At 38.5% G+C, this 16,262-nt stretch carries 13 protein-coding genes; all 13 read right to left on the bottom strand.

Going from position 1 to position 16,262, the window contains the following annotated elements:
• The coding region (locus tag H5181_RS20610) for a hypothetical protein (protein WP_220491829.1) at positions 1–309 on the bottom strand (309 nt) is incomplete at its 3' end.
• On the bottom strand, positions 310–1,137 hold the full coding sequence (locus H5181_RS17890; protein WP_182751668.1) for a hypothetical protein: 828 nt from the start codon (positions 1,135–1,137) through the stop codon (positions 310–312). It abuts the gene before it with no gap.
• A 160-nt stretch (positions 1,138–1,297) separates the two neighbouring features.
• Positions 1,298–2,173 (bottom strand): dTDP-4-dehydrorhamnose reductase, encoded by an 876-nt coding sequence (gene rfbD, locus H5181_RS17885; RefSeq protein ID WP_182751667.1) that lies wholly within the window; start codon positions 2,171–2,173, stop codon positions 1,298–1,300.
• A 1-nt stretch (position 2,174) separates the two neighbouring features.
• Positions 2,175–3,044 carry a glucose-1-phosphate thymidylyltransferase RfbA gene (gene rfbA, locus H5181_RS17880; RefSeq protein WP_182751666.1) on the bottom strand — a complete coding sequence of 290 codons (870 nt, stop codon included), beginning with the start codon at positions 3,042–3,044 and terminating at the stop codon, positions 2,175–2,177.
• Positions 3,045–3,096: 52 nt separating this feature from the next.
• Positions 3,097–4,167: a dTDP-glucose 4,6-dehydratase gene (rfbB, locus tag H5181_RS17875; protein ID WP_182751665.1), complete on the bottom strand. Its 1,071-nt coding sequence runs from the start codon at positions 4,165–4,167 to the stop codon at positions 3,097–3,099.
• A gap of 3 nt (positions 4,168–4,170) precedes the next feature.
• Entirely contained in the window at positions 4,171–5,298 is a 1,128-nt protein-coding gene (gene wecB, locus H5181_RS17870; protein WP_162023646.1) for a non-hydrolyzing UDP-N-acetylglucosamine 2-epimerase, read from the bottom strand.
• Between the two features lie 174 nt (positions 5,299–5,472).
• Entirely contained in the window at positions 5,473–6,444 is a 972-nt protein-coding gene (locus H5181_RS17865) for a Wzz/FepE/Etk N-terminal domain-containing protein (protein ID WP_162023647.1), read from the bottom strand.
• A gap of 207 nt (positions 6,445–6,651) precedes the next feature.
• Positions 6,652–9,399 carry an SLBB domain-containing protein gene (locus H5181_RS17860; protein WP_182751664.1) on the bottom strand — a complete coding sequence of 916 codons (2,748 nt, stop codon included), beginning with the start codon at positions 9,397–9,399 and terminating at the stop codon, positions 6,652–6,654.
• Positions 9,400–9,861: 462 nt separating this feature from the next.
• Positions 9,862–10,371, bottom strand: coding sequence for a transcription/translation regulatory transformer protein RfaH (gene rfaH / locus H5181_RS17855; protein ID WP_182751663.1), 510 nt, complete (start codon positions 10,369–10,371; stop codon positions 9,862–9,864).
• Positions 10,372–10,962: 591 nt separating this feature from the next.
• Positions 10,963–11,520, bottom strand: coding sequence for a DUF4136 domain-containing protein (locus tag H5181_RS17850; protein WP_182751662.1), 558 nt, complete (start codon positions 11,518–11,520; stop codon positions 10,963–10,965).
• A gap of 249 nt (positions 11,521–11,769) precedes the next feature.
• Positions 11,770–13,515 (bottom strand): sugar phosphorylase, encoded by a 1,746-nt coding sequence (locus H5181_RS17845; protein ID WP_182751661.1) that lies wholly within the window; start codon positions 13,513–13,515, stop codon positions 11,770–11,772.
• A gap of 26 nt (positions 13,516–13,541) precedes the next feature.
• Positions 13,542–14,762, bottom strand: coding sequence for a hypothetical protein (locus H5181_RS17840; RefSeq protein WP_059744135.1), 1,221 nt, complete (start codon positions 14,760–14,762; stop codon positions 13,542–13,544).
• Between the two features lies 1 nt (position 14,763).
• The gene (locus tag H5181_RS17835; RefSeq protein WP_182751660.1) at positions 14,764–15,624 is read right to left on the bottom strand and encodes an HAD-IIB family hydrolase; all 861 of its coding nucleotides are present in this window, start codon (positions 15,622–15,624) and stop codon (positions 14,764–14,766) included.
• Positions 15,625–16,262: the final 638 nt, after the last annotated feature.

Below are 16,262 nucleotides of genomic sequence, written 5' to 3'. Positions count from 1 at the left end.
CGCAGATGCTAGTACACCTATATATATATTAACACTTAAAGAAAATCCGACAACGAGAAAAAATGAAAAAAACAAAATTGAATTTGCATATTTAAATGCTAAACCTATTTCATCATCAAAACTTTTATCACCATAGAATCTAAATATAGCTGCGGGTATCTGTAATGATAAAATAGGTATTAAAAAAAACTGCATCACTTGGTATGTAGATATTTGTCCAACTTCTTTAATATCTAGAAACTTGGCGAAAATAAACAAACCAAAAAAGGAACATGCTTTAGCTAGAAATAAAAATATGTACTTTGTCATTTACCCTACTAATAACTTAAAAAATATGTAACTTTTAAATTTAATTGAATATTTAACCGCAACATAAACCAAATATGATTCTAATAATATTCTTAGAACTCCATTAGGGTATGTTGCTCTAAAACCAAAAACCATATCACTAAATCTAACTGATGCTCTGGATGTATTATTACTATCACTCAACTCAGATAAGTCATGGCTTATTACCGATTCTAGCAAATAAATCCCAAACCCTAATTTATTATAATCTAATAAAAACTTAGTATCCGTAAAATAAAATTTAAGACGCTCATCATATTTAATTATATCTTTTTTCACTAATTCTACTTTTACGACCAGCCCACTATTAATAGCAACAATATCTCTGTCTTTAATGATACCTTTCCTATCTTTTAGTGTTGGGTCTAAAGTACCGAAAAAAAGTCGTAACCGCCCAGGACTGACTAGTGTGTCTCCATGAACTACTTTAGGAAGTAATAAGTAAACATTCATATCATTAATTACTTGGTTTATTTCACTGATATAATCATCTTCAATGATTGAGTCTTGATCGAGTAATATCGCATAATCAGAATCTTGTTCTAATAGGAATCTATTATATATAATAGGCAGTGCTTTATTTTCGAGGCTTTTAACTATTTCAATTTCAAATTTATCTTTTATTTCTTCATTTAGATAAATATTTTCATCGGAATACTTATTCATCCATATTTTCAATACGGGTTTATAATCAATATTCCGTAAATCTAAATTTGAAATAGCAATAAGTGATAATGATTCAATTAAATCAATTCCGTATGTTACAACTAAAATACTAACTTTTTTCATGTGAACTCATCAATTTATATCTTGATTATACTTTTATAACAAAAAGTTATATTTTTATATAAATGAAATTATATTTCAATTGGATTTATTCATAAAGTATCGTAGAGATTTTTTTTACTTAGGAAAATAGACATTTTGTATAAATTTAATACAAAAAAATTTATTTATTTTTTATCACATCTAACAATGCTTCTTGCCAATTACTTTGTTTAATAGAAAAATTATTTAAAATTTTATGGCAATCAAGTTTAGAGTTCGCAGGTCGTTTAGCCGGCGTTGGGTAGTCTGAAGTTGTAATAGCACTTAATTGGATTACATGAGAAATAATTTTTTGATCTAATGCTATTTCAAAAATCTTTTTAGAAAATTGAAACCAACTTACATATGGAAAACCTGAATAGTGATATATACCATATGCTTTATTACCTGATACTATTGATTTTGCAATCTTAATAATTGCACAAGCGATATCACCTGCATAGGTTGGGCCACCAAACTGATCAGCAACAACATCCAAGGAATTTTTAGTTTTCGCCAAACGAAGCATAGTTTTAACAAAATTATTGCCATGCTCACTAAAAACCCAAGCTGTTCTTAGTATAATATGCCTAGAACACGCTTGTGCAACTGCTTGTTCACCAGCCAGTTTACTGAGCCCATACTCACCTTGGGGATTGGTTTTATCAGACTCGGTATAAGAAGCACTACAGTCGCCAGCAAATACATAATCTGTCGAGATATGTATAATTGCGGCATTAATCGTATTAGCAGCAACCGCTAGGTTATGTGGCCCATCTCGATTAATAGCATAAGCTAATAAACTTTCTTGCTCTGCCTTATCAACAGCGGTATAGGCAGCTGCATTAATAATGATGTTTGGATTGAATTCCGCGATTATTTTATTAACTTCACTTTCGTCTGTAATATCAAGCTGAACACGGTCTAATGCTAGCAAGGTGACATCTGACATTATGCTTAGTTGGTCGACTAAACAACTGCCAACTTGGCCATTCTTGCCTGTAATTAAAATCTTCATATTATAATCCGTTAGCTAAACGAGCTAAATATTGACCATAGTTATTCTTCATCATTGGCTTTGCTATTTCAGCAAGTTGCTCTGCGGTTAACCACCCATTACGCCAGGCAATTTCTTCTAAGCAGGCAACTTTTAACCCTTGAATATGTTCAATTGTTTGTACAAAAGATGAGGCTTCGTGCAAACTTTCATGGGTACCTGTATCTAACCAGGCAAAGCCACGGCCGAGCAACTCAACATTTAAGTTGCCTTGATTTAAATACATTTCATTTAAGGTGGTAATTTCTAACTCACCACGGTGAGATGGCTTAACTTTTTTTGCCATTTCAACAACACTATTATCGTAGAAATATAGACCTGTAACAGCATAATTAGACTTAGGTTGAGTAGGCTTCTCTTCTATTGATATTGCTTTCATGTTTTTATCAAATTCAACCACACCAAATCTTTCAGGGTCTTTGACTTGATAACCAAATACTGTCGCCCCCTCTTCTCTATTTCCAGCACTCTTCAATGTTTTGCTAAACGACTGGCCATAGAAAATATTATCACCCAAGACTAAACATACTTTATCTTTACCGATAAACTCTTCACCGATGATGAATGCTTGTGCTAGACCATCTGGTGAAGCTTGCACGGCATAACTTAAGTTTATGCCAAAATCTGAACCATCTCCTAATAGACGTTTAAAGCCTTCGTTGTCTTCTGGTGTGGTGATTACCAAGATGTCTCTTATACCAGCAAGCATTAAAGTCGACAATGGATAGTAAATCATTGGTTTGTCATATACTGGTAACAACTGTTTAGATACACCTCTTGTGAGTGGGTATAAACGCGTTCCTGAACCGCCAGCTAAAATAATTCCTTTCATAAATCCTAAAACCTTATACGTTAAACATGCCAAATATTATAAAAATATACGATTAAGAGTTTATGCCTAAGCGTTCACGTTGATAGCTACCATCTTGTACATGTTGACACCACGTTTGGTTAGCTAAATACCATTCTATTGTTTTACGTAAACCCGTTTCAAATGTTTCTTCTGGCTGCCAGTTAAGCTCATTGCTCATTTTGCTGGCATCAATTGCATAGCGACGGTCATGACCAGGACGATCTGTCACATAAGTGATTTGCTCAGCGTATGGTGTGTCTTTTGGCATTAGGGTGTCTAAAATACTGCAAATGGTATTGACCACTTCAATATTTTGTTTCTCGTTGTGGCCACCAATATTGTAAGTCTCGCCTACTTTACCGGACGTCACCACTTTATAGAGTGCACGGGCATGGTCTTCAACATAGAGCCAATCTCGAATCTGGTCGCCTTTACCGTAGATAGGAAGAGCTTTACCTTCTAGCGCATTTAGGATCACTAAAGGGATTAACTTCTCAGGGAAATGATACGGACCGTAGTTGTTAGAGCAGTTAGTCACAATGGTAGGTAAACCGTATGTGCGTAACCACGATCTGACAAGGTGGTCACTTGATGCTTTCGATGCTGAATAAGGGCTACTTGGGGCATAAGACGTGCTCTCAGTAAATAATGGCAGCTTACCATCCTGCTCATCAGGATGAGGTAAATCACCATATACTTCGTCTGTAGAGATATGATGAAAACGAAATGCTTGTTTGGCATCGGCTGACAGAGTATTCCAATACTCACGAGTTGCTTCAAGTAATGTATAGGTGCCAACGATATTAGTTTGAATAAAATCTGATGGTCCAGTGATAGAACGGTCCACGTGAGACTCCGCAGCTAAATGCATCACAGCATCTGGCTGGTGTAGCTTGAAGACTCGGTCTAATTCTACTCGATCGCAAATATCAACTTGCTCAAAAACATATCGTTGACTCGACTCAATACTTACCAATGATTCAAGGTTACCAGCATAAGTTAATTTATCGACATTGACGACGCTGTCTTGAGTATTATTGATAATATGACGTACAACTGCAGAGCCAATAAACCCCGCTCCACCGGTTAATAATATTTTCATCAATCAAACCTTAGCTAGTATATTTAATATCTTCTGGCATGCAAAACCATCGCCGTAAGGATTGTGAGCAAAACTCATTTCCTTATACGCCGTGTTGTCCACCAAAAGCTTATTCAGATTATTTACAATTGCATCTATATCAGTACCCACTAACTTCACAGTTCCAGCATCTATAGCTTCAGGTCTTTCTGTCGTGTCACGCATAACGAGTACTGGCTTACCTAAAGAAGGAGCCTCTTCCTGAATTCCACCAGAATCGGTCAAAATAATATAAGAGCGAGTCATTAAGTAAATAAACGGCAGATACTGTTGCGGTTCAATTAGGAAGATATTCTCTATACCATCTAAGATCCGATTAACAGGTTCTCTGACATTTGGATTTAAATGCATTGGATAAAGGATCTGACAATTTGGATGAGCCTTAGCAGTCTGCGCTAATGCTTCGCAAATTCGTTCAAAACCACCACCAAAACTTTCACGACGGTGACCTGTAACCAAAATCAATTTTTGAGCTTCGTTCAGGAATGGAAACTGCAATGCCAAGGTTTGTTTTAATACTTCATCCGACTCAATCTTATCTTTAACCATTAAGAGTGCGTCAATGACCGTATTCCCAGTGACTGTAATATCATCGATATTAACATTCTCTGTTAACAAATTTAGTTTAGATGTTTCAGTTGGGGCAAAGTGATATTTAGCAAGTACACCGGTAAGTCTTCGGTTGCCTTCTTCTGGCCAAGGAGAATATATGTTTCCTGTCCGAAGACCAGCTTCCACATGACCAACTGGAATTTGCTCGTAATATGCAGCCAAGCTTGCTGCAAATGTTGTCGCGGTATCGCCATGAACAAGTACTACATCAGGTTTAAAATCTTGCAGTACTGGTTTTAACTCTTGAATAATTTTAGCCGTTATATCATTTAGCGTTTGGCCCGCTTTCATCAAATTGAGATCATAGTCTGGTGTAATATCGAAGAGTTCAAGTACTTGATCAAGCATTTCTCGATGTTGGGCAGTGACGCAACATTTCGCTTCAAACCGTTCATCAGATGCTAAAGCATGAACTAGCGGAGCCATCTTAATAGCTTCTGGGCGAGTTCCAAATATTGTAAGTACTTTCTTTTTCGTCATGACATCAGACCTAGTTTAGAAGAACATCTACAAAAAGATGTTGAATAATTACACATTAATACGTCAGTATTAATGTTACGATTTTAGACAGGTTAATCGTCGCTAATCTAAATAGAACGTAGGTTTTTACAAAAAACTATTTCAATAGTCTCTTTATTTAACCTTTTTATAATTTTATTTTTTAAAAAAAGACCTAATTAATACCAACATAACGGATAATATGCCGCCTAATATTAAACCTAACAAACATATTAATGCTCGCTTGGGTTTAGCTTTTTCTTCTGGAATTAATGCTGGGTCGATGGTTTTAAACACATATTCGTCACGAACTTCGGCAAACATAATAGTTTTTGCCTGTTCTTCTATTAATTTATACAAGACGGAACGTATATCTGCAATATTTGTCTGTTGTATCTGAGTCTTTAAAAACTCTATACTTTTCTCAGCTTCAGCGACATCTCTCTGTTTCATTTCTGTATTAATATCAGCAACTAACCAGTTAACCCATTGCTGTGCTACTTGCGGAGATAAATGTTCTATATATACAGTAACCATACCAGTATCTTTTGCAGAATTAACTGCAAAAATTTTACTGAATTCTTTATATGCTTCTTGCATTGATGGTTTTGCTTTAAACGGGGCATCAACTATACGAAGCCATTTTTTATCACTTACATTATATAGCTCATCATCATAGTTGATTGTATTACTAGCCATATCCCACGTTTTAGCTGCCATCAAGTCAGGTAAAATACTATGTTTTTGAATAAAGTCACTGATAAATTGACGAGACTTCATCACTTCGATAGCCATTTGGGTTTTATCGACACCACCGCCGCCACCTAAGTTGATGCCAGCCATGCTTGCCAGGCCACCAAACTGTCCTGCAAGTGCAGCTAAACCACCACCTTGCTCTGTGTCTGCAGGTGTTAACAGCGCTTCTGACTTATAGATATTAGGCTGGTTAATGGCAAAAATAACAGCGCCGATTGAAAATACAGCAGTGATGGCAATAATTAACCACTTGCCTTGCCAAATAACAGCAAAAAGTTCGCGTAAATCGATTTCGTCCTTTTGAACGCTTTCTGTTGCTTGTTGTGAGGTAAGGTTTCCATCATAAGCAGGTTGTAGGTTTTGTTTAGTCATAAGTCTTTTTTGTCTGGGAAGCAGTGCGCTTCGCTTCTAGATTCGAGGACGCTTCGCGGCTAGGTTCTATAAAATCTTGGTAGCAAGCGATATCAAGAGATGACAAGCGGTTAGGGGCAATTGCAAGCCAAGTACCTAGGTGCTCGACCGCTCTATCCGTGAGCGCAGCGTTCGCTTGTTATCGCTTTTTCATATCAGCGAAGCGGGCTAGATCCCTGAAATAGCAGCAAAGGCTACAGCAGAGTTATAAATAATCTGGGTGACTTGCGACCAAAGGGTTAAGTTATCTTTGTACTCTGTGTCTAGAGGGACAATAACAGTGTCTCCGGCTGAAATTTGAGAGTCGGAACTAAACCAGATACTCTTAGTTGGCATCATCACTGAACCATTGGCTTTTATAACATAAATTCGGTCTTCGTCTCCGCGCTCTCTAGAGCCACCAGACAGTTGTAAATATTCTTCTAACGTTAAGCCTTCTTTAAATCTATGCGTTGAAGGATGCTGAACCTCACCCATTACTGCAACTGTTTGCTTGGTCGTTGGAACATACAATACGTCACTGTCTTCAAGTTGAAGATCGGCTTCTGGGATACCTAATTTAATTGCATTTAAATCAACAACCAAACGACCTACCGCTTTTATGTTTTCCAAATCAGTTAACATTAACTGTACTTCTGAATAACTACTGGCTAAACCGTCTTTTGATACACCACGAGTCGCAATGTCTCTGCGAAGTTGATCGGCTAACTTCTTAATTTCGAGCTGCTCTTGTAAACGAACGGATTCACGAACAAATACTGACGCTGAAGGATATGCAAATTCAGTAAACCCACCTGCTCTAGCAATCACGTCTGATAGCCTTTCACCACGTCTAATGTTATATGTACCTGGAAACTTAACTTCACCTTTGATTTCAATAACTTTTCTTTCTTGCCACTCTGGAGTCGTCAGAATAGTGACCATATCACGACCTTTTAGCTCGAGATTGTCTTCTTGACTGCCATTAATTGCTGCATGAAGGTTAATGGTTTTATGGATAATATCAGATACTATTGACGTAGTATGTGTGCGTGTTAGTTCTGCTCGCTCAATGTAGGCACCTTCTAACAACCCACCAGCGGCTTTAAGCAAGTCGGTTACGTTAGCGTTATTTGTTAAAGGATAAACACCTGGATGGCGAATTTTACCTGCTATAGCGACAATTCTTATGCCTTGTTGTGCGTTACCCTGAAGAGTCAGTTTGGTTACGATAGGATATAATAACTCTTTTCGCGACATCACATTACTGAGCTTGATTAAGTCGCGGTCTTCAAAAAGATTTGATAGCATTTTGGCGACTTCGCTACTGACTAGCGACTGTTCTTCAGATTCTTTTTCACTTAAGACAACGCCCGCAATCTCGTTGGTATATTTTTTTGCTACTGAATTGTCTAATGTTTCGAACCCTACTTTGAAAAGATCTGCATCCAGTAATGAATCACCTTTCAATGCTTCAACTTTATTCACTCGTTTCTTTACTAACGAGTTTAATTCAAAGCGATTTTGAGTATCGTCATTAAAGTTAAATATCATCACTTTATCACGAGGCTGTAAAGCCAGGTTTTGTACAGAATTAGGAGAAGTAATGGCTTCACCTGGGGCAAACTGTAACGTCTCAATATCGCCGTGCTTATTTATTTCTCGAATAATTAAGCCATAATCTAAATCAGCAGATATGAGTAAATCCCCCCAAATTGATGGCATAAGATCGCTAATACGCTGTTGCTTCCATTGATATTTACCAGGGCGAACCACTGCACCAACTACCGTAATGGCATCTTCGTACTGATTAGAGGCATTTTTAACTCGAATGTAATCGCCAGCTTTAGCTAAAGTGTTGTTACCTTTGGCGGATGTTAAATCGACATTAACTATGGTTTTTAATCCATTAGTATTATAGCGCTCAATACTGCTATTTTTCGGATAGGCACCTTGTTTAATACCAGCAGCCATATTGATAACATCTGCAATGGTTTCGTTCTTTTTCAGTTCATAAATAGCTGGGCGCTGTACTTCACCAGCAACACTGACTAAACCGCCGATTGATGGGATGAATACCACGTCACCAGAACGGAGATTAATGTCTCCAGATGCATCACCACGAAGTAATAAATCATATAAGTCGAATGAGCCAATAAGCTTACCACTACGCTTAACTTGCACGTTACGAAGACTACCAATTTCATTTACCCCACCAGCAACGAATAACGCCTGAGTGATGGTTGATAAACTTGATACGGTATATGAGCCTGGTTTGTAGGCATCACCAGCGATGAAAATGCGAATTGAACGTAATTCACCCATGGTGATATTTGATTCAATGCCAATCATTTGCTGCTTTATGCGCTTAGACAGTTCTTGACGTAAATCGGAAAAGCTTAATCCGGCAACAGATACAGGACCTAAATCGGGAATTTGTACTGTACCATCACGATTAATGGTTAAACTGTATTCGTTGCTTTCTTTGCCGTATAACTGAACTTTAATAACATCACCAGGACCGACCATATAATCACTTGGTACAGGAACATCTGTTACTGGTGCAAAAGTTGTTGGTTCACCTTCAAACATTTCGTAACCGAAACGTTTTAGTGCGTCTTTGTCACTGTCTTCTTTAAAATCAAATTCATTCTTTTTATTTTTTTCTGTGTATTGATCTTTATCTTCTTTGTTGCCTTTATCATCACGGGGTTCAACTACGTTAGGATTAGTAACGTTAACAGAATTATTAGAGCTACCTGAAATCATTGATGGATCGATACCATACTGACGGGCGATTCGTTCCTGTTCTGCTTTAGGTAATTGTTTAAACTGTTCAAGCATCTGCGGTGTAGGTGTAACAGCATTTGCTTGTGTTGTTAAAATAATAAGGGCTGATAAGCCAGCTATTAACACGTTTTTGGTTTTATGTAACACCAGGTATCTCCAATATTATTTTTTTAATTAAAATGGTTCTAGGAACTCGCAGGCTCGCCAGAGGACGAACTTCGTCCTACTAGTGTTGCTGCGCTACTAGGGACAGCTTTGCTGTTAAGATTTTATAGCATCTAGCAGCGAAGCGCTCTCGCATCTAGATTTTTGATTATCGATTTTAAGACACGCTACCGCCCATGGATTACGGCTTCCAACATGCCCTTCGCTGTGCGAAATATATCTTTATCGCCGATATAATCTAAATAATCGGCGCGAAATTATACCTAAACGATAACTTTAATGTTGTAAGTAAATTGTTTTTTACTTACCTACAAATAGTAAAGTATATAAAAACATTAATATTGGTTCTTTTTTCCGACCAATTGGTCAAATAACAACCAAAGTTAAATATGTGAATAGACAATATCCTACAAGATCTAGGGCGGAAGTCTTAACATACTACTATTATTCTGTTTTGCTACCAGAAACAGGCGTTAGATTCGTCAACTCAACTAAAATCCTTTTCTGTTGCCCCATGATGTTAAATAACACATGGCAACGTTTATCTGGATTATTCTCGTCGAATATTGCTTCAAGGTCTTTAAACGGTCCATCGACAAATTTGACTTTATCGCCTTTGCCTAACGGTTTTACCTCTTCTGGTACATAACCTTGAACACGCCTTTTAAGCGCTGAAATAATTCTGTCGTCAATGGGAGTCATATCTTCTCGGCAGCCAACAATACGATTAGCACCACGTGTATTGTGGATTTTGCTTACACTGGTGACGAGAGGATCAAAATAGATAAACAGGTAACTAGGGAAAAGTGGTGCCGTAACCATTTGTGGTTTGTTGCGGACCATTTTTTGTTGGGTGATCATAGGTAAATAACTTTCGACTTCTTGCAAAGCTAAATTTTGCTGAGCACGTACTTCATGACGTGGTTTGCAATACAGTAAATACCAAGATTTCATTAATGCTCGCTTGTTTAAATTTGCTCATCTGTTTGAGCAAGTGACATCCCATTCACGGCTTGGGATATTAACAAAATTACTTAGCTTTTTGAATGAGTTTTTAGGCCTTAGTGCCTATAAATACAGCGTTTAAGTCATCATCTGGTTTTATATTAAGCAATAACACCATCATTTATTATCTACATTCAGAAGTAACTAATTGATTTATCGTTCGACATTTACTTAACACCTTTATCGCACGGAACTCCGTTAATCTTACTTTATGTATAATAAAAAGTTCTTAGTAATGCCAATCTGCATACGTTAGCTGTTAAAGATGGTAAAAGTACTGTCTCAACATGCGTCAATATCCTGAAAATCTCAACAGATTAAACAACATATTGACGATCTTTTATATCATGTTATTTCACTTCCATTTACGACAATCACAATCTGACTTTATCGATGTTTCAATTAATGACTCCATCGATAAATTATTGAAAAATGTTAATCATAAAGGTCAATTTGAGGCGATATAGGTATTTCTAGCCTACATAAAACAAAGCCTCGATAAACGAGGCTTTTATTAGACACTTTATGTTGCCTTAAAGTTTACTTATTTGGTTTGGGCGGATAATTCATCATTACTGTGCCAATTGCTTGATTTATAGTGCTAATTCGCTCTTCTGGGGTACTTTGTTCACGTACGGTATCAGCAACAGTACCACGCCAAATCAACTTACCCGTTTTGTTATCAACTAAGTCGACCATTAATGTACCAACATCGTATTCACGCACGGTGGTTTCACTATGAAGACTGCCACCTAATCCCCAACGAGGGCCGTAATATGGGTTATAACCGTAGTGACTATTAAAGGTATCGATATTAATTTTTTTATCGACTTTAGTGATGTAGTTAACTAATAAATCTGCATTTTGTTTGTCGGCTTTGCTGATGCCTTTTTGGCTTAATTGAGTTTCGATTGCAGCACGGATGCGTTGGTCCATGAGTCCGTCTAAATGATAGCCCGCATCGTCATTTTTTTTCTCTACCCATGAATAGGTTTTATATTGATCAAATGATACCGATGGGTCGAAGTCTGAAGTAGATTTCAAGGTACTACATGCGCTCAATGCTAACACTGCCGCAGCGATAATTAGGGTTTTCATACAGGCTCCAAAAACAAGACGTTAATGTTTATTAGCTTATAGAGAGCAAAGGCGTTGTCAAGTTAACAAGATTTTATAAAATAAAGAACGCTAGACTCTAGGACGCTTCGCGGCTAGATGCTATAAAATCAACAGCCTAGTATCGCTGCGAGTCAATCTTAGCTGCGAAGCTGTTTTAGCAGGACGTAGTCCGCCCTCTGGCGAGCCTGCGAGCTCCTAGAACCTAGCACCTAGCGGACCTAGTCCGCCCTAGATATGTACATTGCTTATCCACACGGTTTGGTAGGGTTGCAGTTGCATGGTTTGGGTGATGTCTTCTATTGGTTGTCCACTTAATAGATCAACCCAGTGTTCTGCAATTATAAGATTAAGTTCATTAATGCGAAGATCGGTGATTTGGTCTGATACGTTGCTGATACAAAATATACTTTGTTTACGATTACGACTTTGACGCCAAAAACCAAATAGCTGTAACCCTAGATGTAAGGTGAATTGTGTCGCATTGGGATGAAATGCAATTTGCTGAGTTCGGATATTGATTAAATTGGTCAGCTCGGTTAGCACTTGGCTATGATCGCTGCTGGCATCATTTAGTTGTTCCGTTAATTGATTGAGACCCCAACGATGACGGTTAATGGCGCGATTATGTGAAGTATTGGCCAGCTTTTGATAGTCGTTGCGGGTTCCCAATAAACTATGGATATAAATTCCAGGAATACCTTCGAGCGCTAACATAATGGTATGAGCGCACACAAAACGTTGCATCCCCCACTGGTCTTTACCTTTAGTGGTGCCTTGTAGCGCATCAAACAAGGCAATGTTCATTTCATAAGGTTTTTGGAGGCCATCTTCTGTGGTTCTGGATGATATTTGGCCGCCAAACTGTTTCATGGTGTCGACCAGAGTATCAATCTCATCTTCTTCAAGTAAGCCTTCTGCCGGGCGTAAACCAATACCATCGTGAGAAGCTATAAAATTAAAGTAGGTGGTGCCGTCTTGTGCGGGCGGCATACTCATAAGCCAACGCTTTAAGTATAAGCAACTGCCGGTAATAAGACTGTTGATCAGTAAAGGCGGCAATGAGAAGTTATAAATACAATGTGCTTCGTTCGCATTACCAAAGTAAGTTAAGTTTTGGGTGTTGGGAATGTTGGTTTCGGTAATGATGATGGCGTCTTGCTGAGCATGTTCAATTAATGTCCGTAATAAACGTATAACTTCATGGGTTTGCGGTAAGTTAATTGATTTATTACCGACTATTTTCCATAAAAAGGCTACTGCATCGAGGCGAAAAATACTCACACCCGCATCTAAATACTGACGAATGATACGAACAAACTCGATTAATACCTGTGGATTACGAAAATCAAAATCAACTTGATCATGACTAAAGGTACACCACACATGTTGAGTGCCGCTTGGTGTCTCTGTTGGTCTTAATAATGTTGACGTTCTTGGCCGAACCACCGCGCTTAAATCATCATCTGGCTCGGCAGTAAAAAAGTAGTCATGGCCCACGCCCTCACCTTTGCAGAAGTTCTCAAACCATAGGCTCCGACTAGAGCAATGATTGATCACTAAATCTGACATCAATCGCCTTTTACTGGCAATAGCACTGATGTCTGCCCACGATCCAAGGCCTTCGTTAACACTTGAATAGTCGATAACCGAGAAACCATCGTCAGAACTGTAAGGGAAAAACGGTAAAATATGCACAGCATTGATGCAACTTAAATAGCTGTCGATAAATTGTGCCAGCGTGGTGAGTGGCTGCTCACCTTGTTGGATCACACTGTCGCCATAAGTGATCATAATGATGTCTTTTTCAGACCAATGATTTACAAAGGGTTCGGGCACTTGGCAATACTCGGTGATACGCATTATATCGATGAGCTGTGCAGCCAATGCTGGCACACTTATGTCAATGTCGACATCGTTGTAAATACAACTAAGTTGTTGCTGCAGCTTTTGCTGTAATCCATCCATTACTGACATAGGGTGTCCTCTGGTCGATTTTGATGTTAGCTAAACTCAGCATTATCGGCTTCAACAGCAGCTTTAAGCTGCTCGAGCACGTCTGGCATGGCACTCACGACTCGGCTCCATGTTGGCATAAACGGGGTTTCCATTGGATTATCTAAAAAGCGTTGCCCTGCTGTGACAATATTTTGGGCAAACATTTCAACCGCTTTTTCTTCTAAATGTATATCGGTGGTTAAGCCGTTCATTAATGCATCATTATGATAGGTTTCGACATAATCGAGGGCGACACGGTAATAAGTAGCTTTGAGAGTTCGGAACGATTCAGTGCTAAAAGTATGTCCTTGAGTGGCTAACTTTCGGAAAAAGGCTTTAGTGATATCAATCGACATTTTAGACAAACCCGCGTCTTCATTATCCAATGATAAATCTTGATGTTTATGATCATAATTGTCAGCGATATCAACCTGACAAATACGATTATGGGCATAGTTACGCTGCATTTCTGACAGCACACCAATTTCTAAGCCCCAGTCACTTGGAATACGTAGGTCGTTGAGCACGTCTCGTCTAAATGAAAACTCACCCGCTAATGGATAACGAAAACTGTCCATATATTCTAAATATTCGTTGTAACCAACCACTTTTTTAAGTGCTTTAATCAACGGTGTGACTAATAGACGTGACACTCGACCATTAATTTGTCCATTAGAAATACGTGCATAGTAACCTTTACTAAATTCATAGTTAAACTGTGGGTTAGCGACCGGATAAAGCAGTCTAGCGAGTAATGATTTTTCATATGTCACGATGTCACAATCATGCAGTGCAACCGATTCTGTTTTACCTGAAGCCAAAATATAGCCCATGCAGTACCAGACATTTCGGCCTTTCCCCAGCTCTTTGGGGGCTAAGCCTAGCGCCTGCAGTTTGGCATCCAGCGCTTGTAAGCGTGGCCCGTCATTCCATAGTATTCGATGATGCTGCGGTAACTCACCAAAAAAGCTCAGCGCGTGTTTGTATTGTTGTAGATCGGCTCTATCTAATCCAATCACAATTTCTGATAAATACGGCACCTGTTTTAATTTACTAACAATATCTTTAAGTGCGGTGCCTTCTAGCTCTGAATACAGAGATGGCAAAATTAATCCTAACGGGCGCGTTTTTGAAAACTTAATTAAATCTTGCTCAAGCTCTTCATGGCTACGTCGGGTTAGATTATGCATTGTGGTGACAATGCCATTTTGATAAAAGTCGGCCATGTTACGCCCCTCCAAATGGTAGTTGGTTTAGCTGCGATTCAGCCGATGAAGACAATAGAGTTTGCTTAATGCATTCAGCCCAACCTTTAGGGCCGCATTCATTGCTTTTAATACTTTGTTTTGGGGTTGTTAATATGGGAAATGGGTGAACAGGTGACTTAATTTGTATTGCAAGGTCTGCTGCTTCGAGCATGGCATTGTCATTACCACTGTCACCGAGTGCAATTGTGGTCACTGGAACGTTATATTGCTTGGAATAGACATCGGCTAACCATTTCATTGCCTTGCCTTTATCACTATCTCCACCAACATGTAGAAAACGTCCACCCTGCAGGGTATTTGCACCAACGCGTGTCATCAACTCAATAAAGGCTTGTTTATTGGCTTCATTGCCTTGCCAAAGTATTGGCTCTGCATAATGCCTAATCAAAGCTAGTTTGGCATTATCTGGCGACAAATCGGTGATCTCACATAACACTTCAACCGATAAAGATGAAAAACCAATAAAGTCATCGTTAAATGCTTGTGCATGTTGGTTTAATAATTCAAGCCAGTATTGTCGCGGCTGACAAAACTCTTTTACCCAATAATATCCTTCGGTAAACGTCCCCTCTGGCTGTTGGTCAAAATAGCCAATTGGGATGTAAACAACTGCGCCATTTTCAGATATAAATGGTGAGTTAAAACCGATAGTTTGTTGTAGCTTCGCCATTTCGGCAAAGGTTTTACTGGTATTAGCGATAATAGGAATATTGCGTTCATTCAATGCTTCAATCACTTCAATGGCATCACTAAAGCTATAGTCAAAATGGTCCAGCAAAGTGCCATCGATGTCGGTAAAGATAAGTGGTCGTGTTGTCATATCGTATCCCTTTTCAATCATTGAACGCTGACTATCAAGAACGGTATCAAGCGACACAAAGCGATAACTAGCGATAACGAGCTGTGACGAGCGATATCAAGCGATATCAAGCGATAACGAGCGGTGACAAGCTTAAAGCCTAGAAGCTAATTCGCTGCGCGGCTAGATTCTATAAAAGCTGAAAGCCAACGTTCACTCGTTTCCACACCATCCGTTTGTTATCGATTTTTATTGCCCTATTCGTAAACACAGCGTTTGCTTGTTACCTTCTTTCATCATTCTATTTGTAAGTGCACCGTTCGCTTGTTATCGCCCGTTAGCGCTATTTCGTTATCGCTGTAACGCTATTAACTGATTAGGTAGATTCAGGATATGTGCCAAACGTAATAATGTTGCACCTTAATGGCACAAAAAACTTTAACCATTGATATAGTTGATTATATTTTCAGAACAAAAACGATGAAGTAAAAAGTATATTGAATAGGATCAAAGGACATGCGCGACAATGAATAATAGTTGCACCTTTTTGAGGCAGAAAAGAGGATAGCAAGCGGTAAAGAGTGGTAACGAGCGATAGAGCCTAGATGCTAGAACGCTACGCTGCTAGATTCTATAAAATCTTAGAAGCGAAGCGAACT

Origin of the sequence: Shewanella sp. SG44-2, from assembly GCF_014164215.1 — a bacterium.
GTDB classification, from domain to species: domain Bacteria; phylum Pseudomonadota; class Gammaproteobacteria; order Enterobacterales; family Shewanellaceae; genus Shewanella; species Shewanella frigidimarina.
This window is presented reverse-complemented; position numbering and strand designations above follow the sequence as displayed.

Bases quoted from the DNA above. Each gene is read 5' to 3' on its own strand.
- H5181_RS17890 (WP_182751668.1), bottom strand. From the start codon at position 1,137: ATGAAAAAAGTTAGTATTTTAGTTGTAACATACGGAATTGATTTAATT.
- rfbD (WP_182751667.1), bottom strand. From the start codon at position 2,173: ATGAAGATTTTAATTACAGGCAAGAATGGCCAAGTTGGCAGTTGTTTA.
- rfbA (WP_182751666.1), bottom strand. From the start codon at position 3,044: ATGAAAGGAATTATTTTAGCTGGCGGTTCAGGAACGCGTTTATACCCA.
- rfbB (WP_182751665.1), bottom strand. From the start codon at position 4,167: ATGAAAATATTATTAACCGGTGGAGCGGGGTTTATTGGCTCTGCAGTT.
- wecB (WP_162023646.1), bottom strand. From the start codon at position 5,298: ATGACGAAAAAGAAAGTACTTACAATATTTGGAACTCGCCCAGAAGCT.
- H5181_RS17865 (WP_162023647.1), bottom strand. From the start codon at position 6,444: ATGACTAAACAAAACCTACAACCTGCTTATGATGGAAACCTTACCTCA.
- rfaH (WP_182751663.1), bottom strand. From the start codon at position 10,371: ATGAAATCTTGGTATTTACTGTATTGCAAACCACGTCATGAAGTACGT.
- H5181_RS17850 (WP_182751662.1), bottom strand. From the start codon at position 11,520: ATGAAAACCCTAATTATCGCTGCGGCAGTGTTAGCATTGAGCGCATGT.
- H5181_RS17845 (WP_182751661.1), bottom strand. From the start codon at position 13,515: ATGTCAGTAATGGATGGATTACAGCAAAAGCTGCAGCAACAACTTAGT.
- H5181_RS17840 (WP_059744135.1), bottom strand. From the start codon at position 14,762: ATGGCCGACTTTTATCAAAATGGCATTGTCACCACAATGCATAATCTA.
- H5181_RS17835 (WP_182751660.1), bottom strand. From the start codon at position 15,624: ATGACAACACGACCACTTATCTTTACCGACATCGATGGCACTTTGCTG.